A 16,878-nucleotide genomic window follows, 5' to 3' on the forward strand; every position below is an offset into this window, starting at 1 on the left:
GACAAGCCACCCGCGTACCCGCCGCGGCGCCGTCGTGCGGCCCAGTGTGGGTGACGTACCGGCGAGCGTCAAGCCGCGGCGCAAGGCCGGCGCGCGGCGCGTTACTTGCAGTCGCCGACGCGCTTGCCGCGCCACGTCCACGCGAGCGTGTACGCACCGGCCTGCACGTGCTGCCCGCGCAATTGCCCCTTCAGGTCGTAGCTCGTCGGCGTGACGACCCCCGTCACGGTGCCGTTGCCACGCCCCTGCTCGTTCGCACAGGAAAGCGCAACCTTCAGTGTCGTGCCCGCGTAATCCCAGTTCGTGATCGTGCAGCGGATGTCGTCGCGCTGCAGGCGCGCCGTCATCGTCTTGCGCAGGTTCTTCGCATCCGCGTCGGTCAGGCATTGGTCCGGCATCGGATCCGTGCCCTGCGGCAGCGGCTTGCCGTTCAGCGTGTAGGCCGTGTCGTCATGCCAGAGCCCGGGCGATACGGTCTGCGCGAAAGAAGAGACGGCGAAGCCGGCGAGCACGGCGGCAGTCAGCAGTTTCATGATGTCTGTGTTCGATTGAGCGATGCCCGCGCGGCCGCACGGGCATCCGGCTGGCGTCGGGAATTACTGCTGCACGAGTTCGACGCGACGGTTCTGCGCGCGGCCCGCGTCGTCGGCGTTGGAGGCGACCGGCGACAGCGATGCGACACCCTTCGCGGCCAGCCGTGCCGGCGCGATCCGGTACGTCGTCGCGAGCGCCTGCGCCACGGCCTCCGCGCGCTTCTGCGACAAGTCGACGTTGTGCGCGAGCTGCCCCTGGTTGTCGGTATGCCCGACGATGTAGACCTTCAGCGCCGGATTCGCCGACAAAAGCTTCGCCATCTCGTCGAGCTGCGCCTTCGACTCGGGCTTGACCTGCGCCTTGTCGGTATCGAAGTAGATGCCGTACAGCGCGACCTTGCCGGTCGCGGCCAGCCCCTTTTGCAGCGCGCCGGAATCGATCACCTTCACTTGCCCCGTCTGCATCGGCTTCACCTCGACCACTTCCTCGTAGACGACCGTGCGCTTGTTCGACGCCGAATCGTCCATCACGTGCACGAACACGTATGCATCGCCGGCTGCGCGCGGCAGCTTCGCGAGGATCGTCCGGTGCTTGCCGCCGAAGTTCGCTTCGCCGCCGCCCGCCTTGCGCATCCGCCCGGAATTGATCACGACGCTCTGGAACTCGCCGCCGCCGCTCTTGCCGCACTGCTCCGCCGTGCAACGGAACAGGATCTGGAAGCCGCCCTTTTGCAGCGCATCGAGGTAGTTGCGCTCGACTTCGAGCGTCGACTTGTCCGCGCCGATCGTATAGCTGATACGCGTGACCTTGCCTTCCAGGTTCAACCCCTTCGCGGTCCTCTCGTCGTCGATCGGCTGGTTCGGCAGGAATGCCTCGTCGAACGCGGTCTGCGAATACGCGTTGATCGTCGCGCCGGCAAAGCGCGAAATCAGCGGATGGTCCTTCGAGCCGGGCACGTCGCCGGCGGCGCCGGCGAGCGTGGAAAGCGACAGCAGCGCGGCGGCCGGCAATGCGTAGCGGCCGGCTCGCGTGAACCGGGTGAACAGCGTGACTGCATTCGTCATGGGAGTCTCTCGGAAAAGATTTTTAGTTCGATTGATTGCGGCAATGCGCCGCGCATCTTAGCAAAACTTTTCCCGCCGTCCGGACGGCCGGATACGACCCGGTAGCCGGCCGCCGAACTGTCCGGCCTGCAGCCCCGGCGGCCGGGGCGACGCTTTCGGCATGCAAGCGAACGGCGCCGGCAACCGCGCGCCGGACCGGCTGCCAGCCCACGCCGGCAGCGCCTCGCCCCCGCCCGGCCCGCCGGCCGCCGCCTTCCGATCGACCTCACCCCGTCCGTCACCCGCCCCGCCCGAACGCGATTCGCATCGGCGTCCCGGTCGTGCGTTTTTCCCCGCAATTCGACATTTGTGCGCGCGCAACAATGGCGATGCCTCGCGCCTGGCGCGGCGGTCTTTAAAACCACATCTCACGAGGACATACCATGCAACTCCAATCCCATCCGGCATGCCGCCCGTTTTACGAAGCCGGTGAACTCTCGCAACTGACCGCCTTCTACGAAGAAGGCCGTAACGTCATGTGGATGATGCTCCGATCGGAGCCGCGGCCGTGCTTCAACCAACAACTCGTCACCGACATCATTCATCTCGCGCGCGTCGCCCGCGACTCGGGCCTCAAGTTCGACTTCTGGGTGACGGGCTCGCTCGTCCCCGAGCTGTTCAACGTCGGCGGCGACCTGAGCTTCTTCGTCGACGCGATCCGCAGCGGCCGGCGCGACCAGCTGATGGCCTACGCGCGCTCGTGCATCGACGGCGTGTACGAGATCTACACGGGCTTCGGCACCGGCGCGATCTCGATCGCGATGGTCGAGGGCAGCGCGCTCGGCGGCGGCTTCGAGGCCGCGCTCGCGCATCACTACGTGCTCGCGCAGAAGGGCGTGAAACTCGGGTTCCCGGAGATCGCGTTCAACCTGTTCCCGGGCATGGGCGGCTATTCGCTGGTCGCGCGCAAGGCGAACCGCGGTCTCGCGGAATCGTTGATCGCGACCGGCGAAGCGCACGCGGCCGAGTGGTACGAAGATCGCGGCCTGATCGACGAGACGTTCGACGCCGGTGACGCGTACCTCGCGACGCGCACCTTCATCGACGTGACGAAGCCCAAGCTGAACGGCATCCGTGCGATGCTGCGCGCCCGCGAACGCGTGTTCCAGTTGTCGCGCTCGGAGCTGATGGACATCACGGAAGCGTGGGTGCATGCGGCGTTCACGATCGAGCCGAAGGACCTCGCGTACATGGAACGCCTGGTGATGCTGCAGAACCGGCGCGTGTCGAAACTGCGCACGGTGTAATGCGACGGGCGCCGCCGGCAGCCGGCGGCGCCCGTTTCCGGAACGACGCTCAGGCGATCAGCCTGAGCTTTCTCGTCTCCGCGAGCCACCCCTCGAACGCCTGCGCCGGCATCGGCCGCGCGTAGTAGTAGCCCTGCGCGTGATCGACGTCGAGCTGCTTGAGGAATTCGGCTTCCGCATGCGTTTCGACGCCTTCGGCGACCACCGCGAAATTCAGCGCCTTCGCGAGCGACACGACCGAGCGCACCAGCGCCTGCGAGCGCGGATTGCGGTCGATGGCCGTGATGAAGGTGCGGTCGAGCTTGATCACGTCGAGCGGCAGGCGCGACAACTGCGACAGCGACGAATAGCCGGTGCCGAAATCGTCGAGATGGATCTCCGCGCCCAGTTGGCGGAACTGCCGCATCAGCCCGATGGCCGCCTCCTCGTCCTCGATGAAGCAGCTTTCGGTCAGCTCGATGTCGAGCAGGCCCGGTTTCAGCCCCGCGGCGTCGAGAATCGACGCGAACTGGTGGACGATGTTCATGTCCTGCAACTGCCGCGCGGACACGTTCACCGCGATCCGGACGCCGAGCCCCTTCGCCTTCCATGCGGCGGCCTGCGCGGCCGCGGTACGCATCACCCAGCGCCCGAGCGGCGCGATCAGCCCCGACTCTTCCGCGAAACGGATGAACTCGACCGGCGCGACGAGCCCGCGATCGGGCGACTGCCAGCGGATCAGCGCCTCGACGCCGTGCACGTCGCCCGTCGCGATATCGACGACCGGCTGGTAATGGAGCACGAACTGCTCTTCCTCGAGCGCCTTGCGCAGGTTCGTGTCGAGCCACATGTACTTCGCGACCTTCTGGTTCATCTCCAGCGAGAACACGCGATACGTATGCTTGCCCGCTTCCTTCGCGACGTACATCGCGGTGTCGGCGCTGCGGATCAGCGTCTCGAGCGAATCGCCGTGCTGCGGATACATCGCGATACCGATCGAGCAGCTCGTGTAGACCTCCATCAGCCCGAGATGGATCGGCGTGCGCAGCCGCTCGAGAATGATCTGCGCGGTCGCTTCGAGCAGCGGGCGCGTGCCGTGTTCGAACAGTACGAGGAATTCGTCGCCGCCGAGCCGCGCGAGCGTCGCACCGGACGGCAGGCAGCCGCTGATGATCGCCGATACGTCCTGCAACAGGCGGTCGCCGGTGATGTGGCCGTAGTGATCGTTGACGCGCTTGAAGTTGTCGAGATCGAGAAACAGGATGCCGACCTGGCCGCGCGTCAGCTCGCTCTCCTCGGCGATTGCCGTCCGGATGCGCTCGCTGATCGCATGGCGGTTCGGCAGCCCGGTGAGCACGTCGGTGTTCGCGAGCTCGGAGAGCCGCTGCTGCGCGTTGCGCTCCTCGGTGATGTCGATGCCCGAGCAGATCAGGAACTGTTCGTCCACGCCGCTGCCGCTCCGCACGAACTTGTTGCGGAACTGGAACAGGCGCGGCCCGTTGACCGTGTTGATGTAGCGCTCGACCGCGAACGACTGGTTGCTCGCGAAGAAGCCCGTGATGTTGCTGCGCGACTGCGCGCCCTGTTCGGGGCTCATGAACAGCTCGAACGCGCTGCGGCCGATCACGTCGACCTCGCGCTTGCCCGTCACTTCCTCGCACAAACGGTTGAAGCGCTGCACCATCCCGTTGCGGTCGAGGATCACGACGAGCGAATTCACTTCGGACACGACCTGCTCGGCGAACGCGAGCCCGTGCGACAGGTCGCCGGCGACGGACTCGGTATCGGAATAGGCGGACGCCGTGCCGGCCCAGTCGACCGTATTGACCTTCCTGCCGACGAGATGGAGGCTGACCGGGTTGCCGAACAGCACGATGTCCAGCACGAGGTGCGACGTGACGCCGGTCAGCGCGCGGATGCGCGCGGCCTGTTCGGCCGTCAGCGCGATCGCGACGTTGGTCAGGCCGCGGACCGCGGCCAGCTCGAGCGCGTTGCTGTCGCTGCCGAGACGCCAGCAGGGGCTGCGCGTACCGACATGCGCCTCGAGCACCGCGCTATCGTTTTCGTCATCCATGGACACGCCCCGATCCAAAAAAAACGCACAGTGTAGACGGAGGCGAGTGGGCCGACCGCCTTCCCGGGCACGCGCAGCGCGCATGCCCGGCAGGGCAGCCGTGATCGCCGTGACAGCGGGCCTCGTCCCGTACTTGTTTGCAGCTGATGCGGCCGGCGTTCGCGCGTGATGCGCGCAGGTTCTGCCTTACGAATGATGAGAGCCATCTTATCAAATGACGATGAAGATTGGCACTCACATTTAGAGAAAAGTGTCAAGGAACCGGGACTCGATTGGCAAGCCGGATTTTTCATGATCGGCCGCTTGAGAACGGGTGGGCGACGCGCCGCGCGTCGAGGGTGGATTGCCGGGCCGGAACCCGCGCCGGACGGGCGTTTGAGGTCGATCCGCGGTGACGGGGCCAGATCTTTGGGGAGACCGTGGCGGCAGGGGTCGAATCGCATGCCGCGATCCGTGTTGCCGCCATTTTGATTCCGCTCGCGCGTGAATGCGCCGCTTTATTCCACAGTTCTTTGCAATATTCTTCACCCGCCCGCGCACCCGGCGCGGAGTGCCCGCGCCGGGTGCGCCGCTCATTCCGGCGCGCCGTAGCCGCCGCCGCCCGGCGTTTCGACGACGAACACGTCGCCCGGCGCCATCTGCGCGCGGCCGATGTGGTCGAGCGCCTCGACCGTGCCGTCCGCCCGCTCGATCGTGTTGCGGCCGAGCGCACCGGCTTCGCCGCCCGCCGCGCCGAACGGCGCGTGGATCCGGTTGTTCGACAGGATCGACGCGGTCATCGGCTCGAGGAAGCGGATCCGCCGCACCGCGCCGTCGCCGCCGCGCCAGCGCCCGGCGCCGCCCGAGCCGGCGCGGATCCGGTGCGAATCGAGCCGCACCGGATAGCGCCATTCGAGCACCTCCGGATCGGTGAGCCGCGAGTTCGTCATGTGCGTCTGCACCGCGGCGACGCCCGCGAAGCCGTCGCCCGCGCCGCTGCCGCCCGCGATCGTCTCGTAGTACTGGTACCAATCGTTGCCGAATGTGAAGTTGTTCATCGTTCCCTGGCTCGACGCGACGCAGCCGAGCGCGCCGTACAGCGCGTTGGTGATCGCCGACGACGTCTCGACGTTGCCCGACACGACGGCCGCCGGGTATTCGGGGTTCAGCATCGAGCGGGCCGGCACGATCACGGTCAGCGGCTTCAGGCAGCCGGCGTTCAGCGGGATGTCGTCGCCGACCAGCGTGCGGAACACGTACAGCACCGCGGCCATGCAGACGGCCTTCGGCGCGTTGAAGTTGTTGTCGAGCTGCGCGGACGTGCCGGTGAAGTCGATCTCCGCGCACCGCGCCGCGCGGTCGACGCGAATCGCGACGCGAATCTCCGCACCGTTGTCGAGCGGGTACCGGTATGCGCCGTCCTGCAGCGCGCCGATCACGCGCCGCACCGCTTCTTCCGCGTTGTCCTGCACGTGCCCCATGAACGCGAGCACGACGTCGCGGCCGAACTGCGCGACCATCCGGCGCAATTCGTCGACGCCCTTCCGGTTCGCGGCGACCTGGGCCCGCAGGTCGGCCATGTTCTGCTCGACGTTGCGCGCCGGGTAGCGGCCCGACGCCAGCAACGCGCGCGTCTCGGCGTCGCGCAGCACGCCGGCCGACACGAGCTGCCAGTTGTCGATCAGCACGCCTTCCTCGTCGATATGGGTCGAATCGGGCGGCATCGAGCCCGGCGTCGTGCCGCCGATGTCCGCGTGGTGGCCGCGCGAGCCGACGTAGAACAGCGGCGCGTCCGAGCCGTCCGCGAACACCGGCGTGATGACCGTCACGTCCGGCAGGTGCGTGCCGCCGTGGTACGGGTCGTTCAGCATGAACACGTCGCCGTCGCGCATGCGGCCGCGGTTGCGCTCGATCACCGTGCGGATGCTTTCGCCCATCGAGCCGAGGTGCACGGGCATGTGCGGCGCGTTCGCGATCAGGTTGCCGTCGCCGTCGAAGATCGCGCACGAGAAGTCGAGCCGCTCCTTGATGTTCACCGAGTACGCGGTGTTCTGCAGCCGCAGCCCCATCTGCTCGGCGATCGACATGAACAGATTGTTGAAGATCTCGAGCCGCACCGGATCGGCGTCGGTGCCGAGCGAGCGGCGCGTCGGCAGCGGCGTCGTGCGCGTCAGCACGAGGTTGCCCTGGGCGGTCATCGCGGCGCGCCAGCCGGGCTCGACGACGGTCGTGCCGTTCTGCTCCGCGACGATCGCCGGGCCGTCGATCGCATCGCCGGCGCGCAGCGTGTCGCGCACGACCAGCGCCGCGTCGTGCCACCGGCCGCCGGAATAAAAGCGCACGGCCGTGTGCGCTCGAGGCGCCGCGTCTTCCGCGCGCGGCGCGAGCGGCGCGAGGTCGACCGGCGCGTCCGAGCGGCCGATCGCCTCGACCGACGCGAGCTCGGCGACGAGCGGCGTGCCCGGCATCAGGAACGCGTAGCGCTGCCGGTACGCGGCCTCGAACGCCTGCTGCATCGCGGCGACGCTGCCGGCCGGTACGTCGAGCGCCGAATCGGTGCCCTGGTAGCGCAGATGCACGCGCCGCTCGGTCGCGATCCGCTGCGGCGGCACGCCCTGTTCGAGCAGCGCGCCGATGGCCTCGTCGGCCAGCCGGTCGAGCGCCGCGTTCAGCGCCGGCAGCGACGCGTCGGTCAGCACGGCCTCGACCGCACGCTCGCGCATCGCAGTCTGGTCGGCCAGCCCCATCCCGTACGCGGACAGCACGCCCGCGAGCGGATGCGCGAACACCTGCGTCATCCCGAGCGCATCGGCCACGCCGCACGCGTGCTGGCCGCCCGCGCCGCCGAACGTCGTCAGCACGTAGCGCGACACGTCGTGGCCGCGCTGCACGGAAATCTTCTTGATCGCGTTCGCCATGCTGCCGATCGCGATCTCCAGGAAACCTTCGGCAAGCGCCTCGGGTGTCTCGCGCCGCCCGGTCGCCGCGTGAATCTCGTCGGCGAGCGCCGCGAACTTCGCGACCACGCCGTCGCGGTCGAGCGGCTGGTCCGCATGCGGGCCGAACACCCGCGGAAAATGGTCGGGCTGGATCTTGCCGAGCATCACGTTGCAGTCGGTCACCGTCAGCGGGCCGCCGCGCCGGTACGCGGCCGGCCCCGGATTCGCGCCGGCAGATTCGGGCCCCACGCGCAGCCGCGCACCGTCGAAGCCGAGCACCGAGCCGCCGCCCGCGGCGACCGTATGGATGCTCATCATCGGTGCGCGCATCCGCACGCCGGCCACCTGCGTCTCGAACACGCGCTCGAATTCGCCGTTGTAGTGCGACACGTCGGTCGACGTGCCGCCCATGTCGAAGCCGATCACGCGCTCGAAGCCGGCCGCGCGCGCCGCGCGCACCATCCCGACGATGCCGCCGGCCGGGCCGGACAGGATCGCGTCCTTGCCCTGGAACGCATCGGCGCGTGTCAGCCCGCCGCTGCTCTGCATGAACTGCAGGTTCACGCCCGGCATCTCGTGCGCGACCTGTTCGACGTAGCGGCGCAGGATCGGCGACAGGTACGCGTCGACCACGGTCGTGTCGCCGCGCGACACCATCTTCATCAGCGGCGACACCTCGTGCGACACCGACACCTGCGTGAAGCCGATGCGGCGCGCGAGTTCGGCCAGCATCCGTTCGTGCGCGGTGTAGCGGTAGCCGTGGATCAGCACGATCGCGAGGGCGCGCACGCCGCCGTCGAACACGCGGCGCAACGATGCTTCGGCACCCTGAACATCGAGCGACACGACCACGTCGCCATGCGCGCCGACGCGCTCGTCGATCTCGACGACCGTCTCGTACAGCGCGTCGGGCAGCACGATGTCGAGATCGAACAGGCGCGGCCGGTTCTGGTACGCGATGCGCAGCACGTCGCGAAAGCCGCGCGTCGTCGCGAGCGCGGTGCGTTCGCCCTTGCGTTCGAGCAGCGCGTTGGTCGCGACCGTCGTCCCCATCTTCACCATGTCGACCCGCTCGGGCGTGATCGGCTCGCCGGCCGCGAGGCCGAGCAAGTGACGGATGCCGGCCACGGCCGCGTCGCGGTACTGCTCGGGGTTCTCCGACAGCAGCTTGTGCGTGACGAGCGTGCCGTCGGGCCGCCGCGCGACGATGTCGGTGAACGTGCCGCCGCGGTCGATCCAGAATTGCCAGCGCGCGGCGTCGGAGGAAACGGGAGAAAGGTGTCGGTCGGTCATGATGTCGGGTCGATGCGTCGTTGAATCGAGGGGCGAGCGCCGCCGCACGGCGCGCGTCGCGCGCCGCGTGGCGGTACCGGTAAAAAAGGGGAAAAGGGAGAAAGCGGCGCGCGGGCCGCTGCCGCTTACGCGGCGTCGAGTTCGCGGCCGCGGGTCTCGGGCAGCGTCAGCGCGGCGACGATCACCACGCCGTACGCGGCGACCGCGAAGATGCCGATGCTCGTGCCGAGCCCGTATTGCTTCGACAGCGCGCCGATCAGGAACGGGAACAGTGCACCGATCGCACGGCCCACGTTGTAGCAGAAGCCCTGGCCGGACCCGCGCACGCGGGTCGGGAACAGCTCGGTGAGGAACGCACCCATCCCCGAGAAGATGCCCGACGCGAAGAAGCCGAGCGGGAAGCCGAGCCACAGCATCGAAGCATTGGTCAGGTTCAGCGACGTGTACGAGAACGCGATCACCATCGAGCCGACCGCGAACAGGATGAAGTTCGGCTTGCGGCCGAGGCGGTCGGTCAGGTACGCGCTCGTCAGGTAGCCGACCCACGAGCCGAGAATGATCATCGCGAGATAGCCGCCGGTGCCCATCACCGTGAGGTGCCGCTCGGTCTTCAGGAAGGTCGGCAGCCACGTCGTGATCGCGTAGTAACCGCCCTGCGCGCCGGTCGTCAGGAGCGCCGCGCGCAGCGTCGTCGTGATCAGCTTCGGCGCGAAGATCTCGGTGAGGCGCGGTGCGTCGGCCACTTTCGCCTGCGCGGCCTTCTCCTTCTCGTAGACGTCCGGCTCCTTCACGTAACGGCGGATCGCGACGACCAGCAGCGCGGGCGCGAGCCCGACGAGGAACAGCGCGCGCCACGCCTGCTCGGCCGGCAGCACCGAAAACAGCAGCGCATACAGCAGCGCGCACAGCCCCCAGCCGATCGCCCAGCCCGACTGCACGAGGCCGACCGCCCTGCCGCGGTCGCGCGCGCGAATCACCTCGCCGATCAGCACCGCGCCGGCCGTCCATTCGCCGCCGAAGCCGAAGCCCATCAGCGCGCGCGCCGCGACCAGTTGCGGGTAGTTCTGCGCGAGCCCGCACAGCGCGGTGAACACCGCGAACCACAGCACCGTGAGCTGCAGCGTGCGCACACGGCCGATCCGGTCGGACAGGATGCCGGCGATCCAGCCGCCGAGCGCCGACGCGAGCAGCGTGATCGTGCCGATGAAGCCTGCGTCGGCGAGCGAGATGCCCCAGGTCGCGACGAGCGTCGGGATCACGAACGACAGCATCTGCGTGTCCATTCCGTCGAGCATGTAGCCGACCTTGCAGCTCCAGAACGCGCGGCGTTCGCGCGGCTGCGCATCCGCGTACCACGAGAACAGGCCGCTGCGCGCGCGGCTCGCGGGCTCGGCGGCGGGCGCCGCGAGGGTCTTGCTTTCCATGGTGGTGCTCCTGTCGTGATGCGCCGTCGAATGGCGTGTGGTGTGGTATGTCGCGGGTACGTGGCGTAAGGGGTGTGCGGCCGGTCAAAACACGGCCAGCGACGCGTTCGTGATGTCGGTCATCAGCATGTGGCCGGGCGTATGCGCGATCGCGATCGGCAGCTTCGCGTCCATCAGCGCGGTTTGCGGCGTCACGCCGCACGCCCAGAACACCGGCAGTTCGCCGTCGCGGATCGTCACCGCGTCGCCGAATTCGGGCGCGTTCAAATCCTCGATGCCCAGTTCCCGCGGATGACCGATATGGATCGGTGCGCCATGCACGCCCGGGAACCGGCTCGTGATCTGCACCGCGCGGATCGCGTCGGCGCCGCGCAGCGGCCGCATCGACACGACCAGTTGGCCGCCGAAGATTCCCGCGCGGCGGTTCGCGATCGACGTGCGGTACATCGGCACGTTGCGCCCTTCCTCGACGTGGCGCAGCCCGATCCCTTCGCGGGCGAGCATGTCCTCGAACGAAAACGAGCAGCCGATCGCAAATACGACGAAATCGTCGCGCCACAGCGCTTCCAGCGATTCGACCCGCCCGGTCAGACGGCCGTCGCGGTAGACGTTGTAGCTCGGCACGTCGGTGCGGATGTCGAGATCCTCGCCGAGCGCGTCGATCCGGAACGCGCCCGGTTCGCCAACGCCCAGCAGCGGGCAGGCCTTCGGGTTGGCCTGGCAGAAGCGCAGGAAATCGTGCGCGTACGCGTCGGGCAGGATCGCCAGGTTCGCCTGGGCAAACGGGCCGCAATGGCCGGCGGTCGGGCCGCGGAACGCGCCGCGGCGCACGGACTGGCGGAATTCGGAAGGCGTCATGATGGTCGGTCGCAGAATCGGGATGGCATGGCGATGACGGTGGCGTGTCATCGGATACGGCGAAGAATAGAAAAGAAAAAAATTTGTCGCCAACGAGTTTTTTTGCGTCCGTTGTATAGAATTTCTTAACGGATCCGCGGGTTTTCCCCGGTCCCGTTCATTTTTCGTCGCCGGCAAGCTGCGCATCCACTGCTCGCCCGACCGCCATGAACACGCGTTTTCTCGAAACCTTCGTCACGCTCGCGAAGCTGCGCAACTTCCGCACGACCGCGGCCGCGCTGCATGCGACGCCGGCCGCGATCTCGCAGCGCCTGAAAGCGCTCGAGGACGAACTGCATACGGTACTCGTCGATCGCGACAGCCGCGCGTTCCGGCTCACGCCGAACGGTGAATACCTGCTCGGCTATGCGAAAGCCGTGGTCGAAGCGACGCAGGAACTGCAGGCCGCCGCGTCCGGCGAGCGCGCGCTGCGCGGCAAGCTGCGGCTCGGCGTGATCGAGACGGTCGTGCACAGCTGGCTGCCGCACTATATGCGGCGGCTCGCGGCCGACTATCCGCAGCTCGAGATCGATCTGACCGTCGACGTCAGCGTCGTGCTGCAACGCCGGCTGATGGCCGGCGAGCTCGACCTGATCATCCGCGTGGAAGGCAGCGACGAGGCGTCGGTCGTATGCGACGCGCTCGCGAACTACCCGGTGCGCTGGATCGCGCGCGCGGGGCTGCTGCCGAACCTGCGCACAGGCCTCGCGCGGCAGGTGCTGCGCCAGCCGATCCTCACCTACGGGCGCGGCACCGCGCCCCATCGTGCGCTGGAAGACATCGTCCGCACGCTCGCGCATGCGCACGGCGTGCCGCTGTCGGAGACGCGCATCACCGGATCGCCGTCGATCTCGGTGATCGTGCAACTGGTGCGCGACGGCTTCGGCGTCGCCGCGATTCCGGTACTGTTCGTCGATGCGCTGATCGCGAGCGGCGAAGTCGTCGAGCTGCCGCTGCAGCCGTCGCCGCCGTCGATCGTCGTGTCGATGTCGCGGCGGGCGGACGCGCCGCGGTTCGTGCATGGCGCGTCGATCGCCGCGCGCGCGGCCTGTCACGAGTATTGCGAGAAGAGCACGCGGTTGCTGGTCGAAGCGCTTTGACTTTGCAGCGGTGGACGACGCGCGTTCGACATCGCCGCGCGAATCGCCCACAATCGCGTTCGGCGCGCCGCCACGTCGGCGCCGCGCATCGTGAATGAAGGCCGGGCCGTCCGGCATTCGTCGCCTCGCATGACCGTGCACGACAGGAAGGCAACATGCAGATTCGCTCCGCCTCGCCCCGCCTGAACCTCGCGCGCGTCGTGATCGTCGCGCTGTATGCCGCGTCGCTGCTGCTGCCCGTCGCGGCCGAACCGCCGAATGCGGCCGGCGCGGTGAGCTGGTTGCATGGCTATACGGTGCTCGCGCTCGGCGGGCTCGCGATCCTCGACCTGCAATTCGCCTGGCTCGGCAACCCGCTGCTCGTCGTCGCGCTGCTCAGGCCGAGCCGTACCGTGTCGGCGCTGCTGGCCGTGGTCGTGGCCTTTGCGGCCGGGTGGCATACGATCCCGACCGACGCGAACTACGAAACGATCCGCACGTTCGGGGCCGGGTACTACTTATGGATTGCGGCGATGGCGGGCGCCGCCGCGTTGCCGTGGATCGACGGGCGCGCACGGCAGGATGGCAGTGCGCCAAGCGTTGCGGTCGGTGCCGCGGGCGGGGGCGTGCCGACCGGCGCAGGCGCTGGGACAAACGCAGCCGCCGGCAGCCCGGCCGGACCGAATGCCGCGCCGTCCTCGCCCCGCCCGTCTACCCGGCAAAGCGGCTGGACCGTGACCGCCACCGATACGCGCATCGCGTCGACCGACCAGACCGGGACGACACGCGGCATCGCGCTGTCCGACCTCGGCGCGATCCTGATCGAAACCAGCGATCATGGGCCGTTCGTGTCGGACGTCTGGTGGATCCTGTTCGATACGAACAAGCAGTTCGCGTGCGGCTTTCCGCAGGACGCCCAGGGCGCGAAGGCGGCCGTCGACCGGCTGCTCGACCTGCCCGGCATCGACCACCGCAAGGTCATCGATGCGCAGACGTCGATCCAGAACGCGACCTTCCCGATCTGGGAGCGCGCGGCGGGCAAGCCGGGCGGCCCGGGAAAAGCCGGGGCGGCCGCCTGACCCGGCACCCCTTACGCGGATGGCGCCGCATGCGGCGGCGTCAGCTTGCCGTCGCCATACTCGCGAAGCACCTGCGAAATCACGACACGATACCCGTCCAGCCAGCGCGCCTGCTTCGCCTTGGCCTCGAGATGCGCGGGATGCTGGATCAACTGCCGCAGCGCCGCCTCGGATTCCCAGTAATAGACGTTCTGGATCAAGCCGGCTTGCGCGTTCTCCCACGTTTCCTCGCCGAGATAGCCGGGCGTCGCGCGCGCCATGTCGGCGATCTGCCGGTCGAGCCGGTGGAATTCGTCGTCGTACTGGCCGGCGCGAAAAATGAAAGTCGACGCGTACATGCCCGCTCGCTCTGCAACGATTGAAAGAGCGCCAAGTGTAAGGCACGCGCGGCGTGCCGCGATCGTCAGGCGGCGAGCGAAGCGGCGTCGACGCGATCGTCGAGCCACGCTTCGATGCGTGACGCATCGTCGCGCGTGGCGGCGGCGAATGCCGGCGTCGCCGCGAGCGCCCGTCGCGCCCGCTCCAGCGCCTGCGCGAAGCCGCGCAATTCGCGCGTCGCGGGCCGGTCGTCGGCATGTCGGCGCGCGAGCGCCGCTTCGATGTTCGTGCCGATCAAGGTCAGTTGGGCGTCGACGAAGTCGATGCACAGCGCGCGGCAATGCGCGGATACCTGAGCGACGGCCAGCAGGGCCGGCACGATCGACACGGTCAGGTAGCCGCCGGGCGCCAGCCGCGACAGCGCATCGCTCACGCCCGGTCCGCCGTCGGCCAGCGACGCGAACACGGCGTCGCGCCACACCGCGCGCTCGAACACGAGCGCATCGCGATGCGCGTCGAGCATCGCACGATCCTCGACCTGCCCGGCCGTCACCAGCGGAATCGGGAACGCCGATACCTCGGCAGACTGCACGCTCGCGGCATCGACGATGCAATTCGCGCCGAGCCACGCCGCATCGCCGCGCCGCGTCGCGAGCACGCGTGCCTGCAACCGGTCGGGCAGCATCGGATCGAGCGGCACCGCGCGGCAGATCGACGGCTTGTTCGCGTGCACGCCGCAGCGGCCGTCGTCGGCCAGCGCCGCGCAACGGCCCAGCGACGGATAGTCGTAGCCTTGCAGCGTCAGCGCGAGCCATTCGCCATCCACGCGGCCGCGATGGAACAGCCGGTCCGCCAACGCATCGGCCGCCGCGACGTCGTCCGCATCGAGCGCGTGCTCGCGGCCGCCCGCTTGCCAGCGTTCGCCGATGCGCCGCTTCGGCACGCGGCGGATCGTCAAGGCGCCGACGAAGCGGTGCCGATACCGGAACAGTTCGCGCAACGACAGCGCCGGCGCGCTGTTGCAGCAGCGGCCGCACGCGTTGCACGCGAGCAGGTAACTGTCTACCACGGCCGCCGCACCGAATCCTGGTAGCGCGTGAGGATGAAGTGCGCGACGTCGTCCGAGTGGTACGCGGCGACGAGCTGCGCGACCCATGGCTTCGCGCGATCGGCGTCGCGTACCGTCAGCACGTTCGCATACGGCGAGCGCGCATCCTCCAGGCTGATGCTGTCGCGCGCGGGCTGCAGCCCGGCGCGGGCCGCGTCGTCGCTGTCGATCGCGACGAACGCGGCCGTGTCGAGCGCCGCGTAAAGCCGGTCGCGGCGTAGCGCGACGAATTTCAGCCCGAGCCGGTTGCCCGTCACGTCGCGCAGCGTCGCATGCAGGCCGGCCTTCTCGCGCAGCGTCACCAGCGTGTCGTTCTGCAGCAGCACGAGCGCGCGCGCCATCCCGCGCGGATCGGCGGGAAGCGCGACCGTCGCGCCGGGTTGCAATGCGTTCAGGCTCGTCAGCTTGCGGGAATAGAACGCCATCGGCAACGTGACGGTCGGGGCGACGGCGGTCAATGCGTAGCCTTTTTCCGCGCGTGTCGCGCCGAGGCGCTGCGCGTCCTCGAAGCTCGCCGCGTCGATTCGGCCGTTCGCGAGCGCGGCATCGATGCGCGACGCGTCGTCGAACTGCACGACGTCGACATCGAGGCCACGCGCGGCGGCGACGCGCTTCACCTCGTCGAGGATCTCCGCATGCACGCCGCGCGTGACACCGACGCGTATCGCCTGCGTCACCGCTTCCGCGGCAAGAGCCGCACCCGAACATACGAAGCCGCACGCAACGACCAGCGACGCGGCAACGCAATGCGTCATCGCCCGCTTCATGAAGCGTCCCTCAGGATCGTGCGAAACCCGATATGCGACGCGCCGAGATCGGCTTCCTGCTGCTCGCGCGACGATGCGCGGTAACGCACGCAGTAATCGCGCGAGCACAGGAACGATCCGCCCTTGATCACCATCGGCGTATCGTGCCGGCGCGTCGGCGGGGCGACGGCCGCCGTGTCGCCGTTCGTGTGGGATTGATGCGGGCCCGTGTACGCGTCCTTCGTCCATTCCCATGCGTTGCCGATCATGTCGTAAAGACGAAAGCCGTTCGCCGCATAGCAGCCGACGGGGGCCAACCCCGCGTGGCCGTCCTCCGCCGAATCGAGCACCGGAAACGCGCCCTGCCAGTAGTTCGCGGCCGGCTTGCCCTGCGCGTCGCGCGGCGCCGCATCGAGCGATGCGTCGTCGCGGCCGGCCTTGCCCGCGTACTCCCATTCGGCCTCGGTCGGCAAGTCGCGGCCGAGCCAGTGCGCATACGCGAGCGCATCGCGCTGCGTGACGAGCGTCACCGGCAGGTTACCGAGCCCCGCCACGTCGCTGCCGGGCCCGCGCGGATGCCGCCACGACGCGCCCTTCACCCACGACCACCACGCGAGGTCGCGCGCGTTCATCTCGTCGCGCGTCGGCACATGGAACACCGCCGCGCCGCCCTGCTGCTCGGCCTCGGTCACGTAACCGGTCGCCTGCACGAATGCCGCGAACTGCGCGATCGTCACGTCGGTCTGGTCGATCCAGAAGCCGCCGACGCGCGTGCGGCCGTCGCCGGCCGGACGCTCGTCCGCATAGCCGCGCGTGCTGCCGAACACGAACGCGCCGCCGCGCAGGTGCACCATCCCGGCCTTCGGATCGTCGCGCCACTTCGACGGCAAGCCCGAATAGCGTTCGCACTCGCGCTCCGAACCGAGCGGCGCGAGCGTGCGGCCGCGATTCAGGTCGTCGAATGCGCCGCCGGCCGACGCCGCCGGGTTCGCGTAGCCTGCCGCGAACGCGGCGGCGAACAGCGTGGCGGCCAGCGTCGCGCCGATCGTCCAGAAGCGGAACCGCATCGTGTCGCCCCC

Annotated in this window: 13 protein-coding genes; 3 read left to right on the forward strand and 10 right to left on the reverse strand. The window is 68.8% G+C overall.

Annotated elements, in window-relative coordinates:
• Nucleotides 1–101: 101 nt before the first annotated feature.
• On the reverse strand, nucleotides 102–533 hold the full coding sequence (locus WS61_RS24570) for a DUF3617 family protein (RefSeq protein WP_059504313.1): 432 nt from the start codon (nucleotides 531–533) through the stop codon (nucleotides 102–104).
• A gap of 63 nt (nucleotides 534–596) precedes the next feature.
• Complete coding sequence (locus WS61_RS24575; RefSeq protein WP_059504315.1) at nucleotides 597–1,598, reverse strand: OmpA family protein; 1,002 nt, start codon at nucleotides 1,596–1,598, stop codon at nucleotides 597–599.
• A 422-nt stretch (nucleotides 1,599–2,020) separates the two neighbouring features.
• Here WS61_RS24575 and WS61_RS24580 point away from each other — a divergent pair, with 422 nt between their 5' ends.
• Nucleotides 2,021–2,884 (forward strand): crotonase/enoyl-CoA hydratase family protein, encoded by an 864-nt coding sequence (locus tag WS61_RS24580; RefSeq protein WP_059504317.1) that lies wholly within the window; start codon nucleotides 2,021–2,023, stop codon nucleotides 2,882–2,884.
• A gap of 49 nt (nucleotides 2,885–2,933) precedes the next feature.
• On the opposite strand, the gene pdeR is transcribed toward WS61_RS24580, so the two are convergent.
• The 4 genes from pdeR to WS61_RS24600 form a co-directional block, all read right to left on the reverse strand.
• Nucleotides 2,934–4,937 carry a cyclic di-GMP phosphodiesterase gene (gene pdeR, locus WS61_RS24585; protein ID WP_059504319.1) on the reverse strand — a complete coding sequence of 668 codons (2,004 nt, stop codon included), beginning with the start codon at nucleotides 4,935–4,937 and terminating at the stop codon, nucleotides 2,934–2,936.
• 572 nt (nucleotides 4,938–5,509) lie between these two features.
• Nucleotides 5,510–9,148 (reverse strand): hydantoinase B/oxoprolinase family protein, encoded by a 3,639-nt coding sequence (locus WS61_RS24590; RefSeq protein WP_059504321.1) that lies wholly within the window; start codon nucleotides 9,146–9,148, stop codon nucleotides 5,510–5,512.
• A 125-nt stretch (nucleotides 9,149–9,273) separates the two neighbouring features.
• Nucleotides 9,274–10,572: an MFS transporter gene (locus WS61_RS24595; RefSeq protein WP_059504322.1), complete on the reverse strand. Its 1,299-nt coding sequence runs from the start codon at nucleotides 10,570–10,572 to the stop codon at nucleotides 9,274–9,276.
• Nucleotides 10,573–10,656: 84 nt separating this feature from the next.
• Nucleotides 10,657–11,430: a putative hydro-lyase gene (locus tag WS61_RS24600; protein ID WP_059504324.1), complete on the reverse strand. Its 774-nt coding sequence runs from the start codon at nucleotides 11,428–11,430 to the stop codon at nucleotides 10,657–10,659.
• A gap of 206 nt (nucleotides 11,431–11,636) precedes the next feature.
• On the opposite strand from WS61_RS24600, the gene WS61_RS24605 reads away from it, so the two are divergent.
• Nucleotides 11,637–12,569, forward strand: coding sequence for a LysR family transcriptional regulator (locus WS61_RS24605; RefSeq protein WP_034205491.1), 933 nt, complete (start codon nucleotides 11,637–11,639; stop codon nucleotides 12,567–12,569).
• 155 nt (nucleotides 12,570–12,724) lie between these two features.
• Nucleotides 12,725–13,627: a hypothetical protein gene (locus tag WS61_RS24610; RefSeq protein ID WP_059504326.1), complete on the forward strand. Its 903-nt coding sequence runs from the start codon at nucleotides 12,725–12,727 to the stop codon at nucleotides 13,625–13,627.
• A gap of 11 nt (nucleotides 13,628–13,638) precedes the next feature.
• Here the strand turns inward: WS61_RS24610 and WS61_RS24615 are convergent, their stop codons facing one another.
• The 4 genes from WS61_RS24615 to WS61_RS24630 form a co-directional block, all read right to left on the reverse strand.
• Nucleotides 13,639–13,965, reverse strand: coding sequence for an antibiotic biosynthesis monooxygenase (locus WS61_RS24615; RefSeq protein WP_059504328.1), 327 nt, complete (start codon nucleotides 13,963–13,965; stop codon nucleotides 13,639–13,641).
• A 65-nt stretch (nucleotides 13,966–14,030) separates the two neighbouring features.
• Nucleotides 14,031–15,014, reverse strand: a complete 984-nt coding sequence (locus WS61_RS24620; protein WP_059504330.1) for a YkgJ family cysteine cluster protein — start codon at nucleotides 15,012–15,014, stop codon at nucleotides 14,031–14,033.
• Nucleotides 15,008–15,820, reverse strand: coding sequence for a MetQ/NlpA family lipoprotein (locus WS61_RS24625; protein WP_059504332.1), 813 nt, complete (start codon nucleotides 15,818–15,820; stop codon nucleotides 15,008–15,010). The genes WS61_RS24620 and WS61_RS24625 overlap by 7 nt, the downstream gene beginning before the upstream one ends.
• Nucleotides 15,817–16,866, reverse strand: coding sequence for a formylglycine-generating enzyme family protein (locus WS61_RS24630; RefSeq protein WP_059504334.1), 1,050 nt, complete (start codon nucleotides 16,864–16,866; stop codon nucleotides 15,817–15,819). Before WS61_RS24630 ends, WS61_RS24625 begins: the two co-directional genes overlap by 4 nt.
• Nucleotides 16,867–16,878 lie beyond the last annotated feature (12 nt).

Origin of the sequence: Burkholderia sp. ABCPW 11 (assembly GCF_001523445.1) — a bacterium.
GTDB lineage: Bacteria > Pseudomonadota > Gammaproteobacteria > Burkholderiales > Burkholderiaceae > Burkholderia.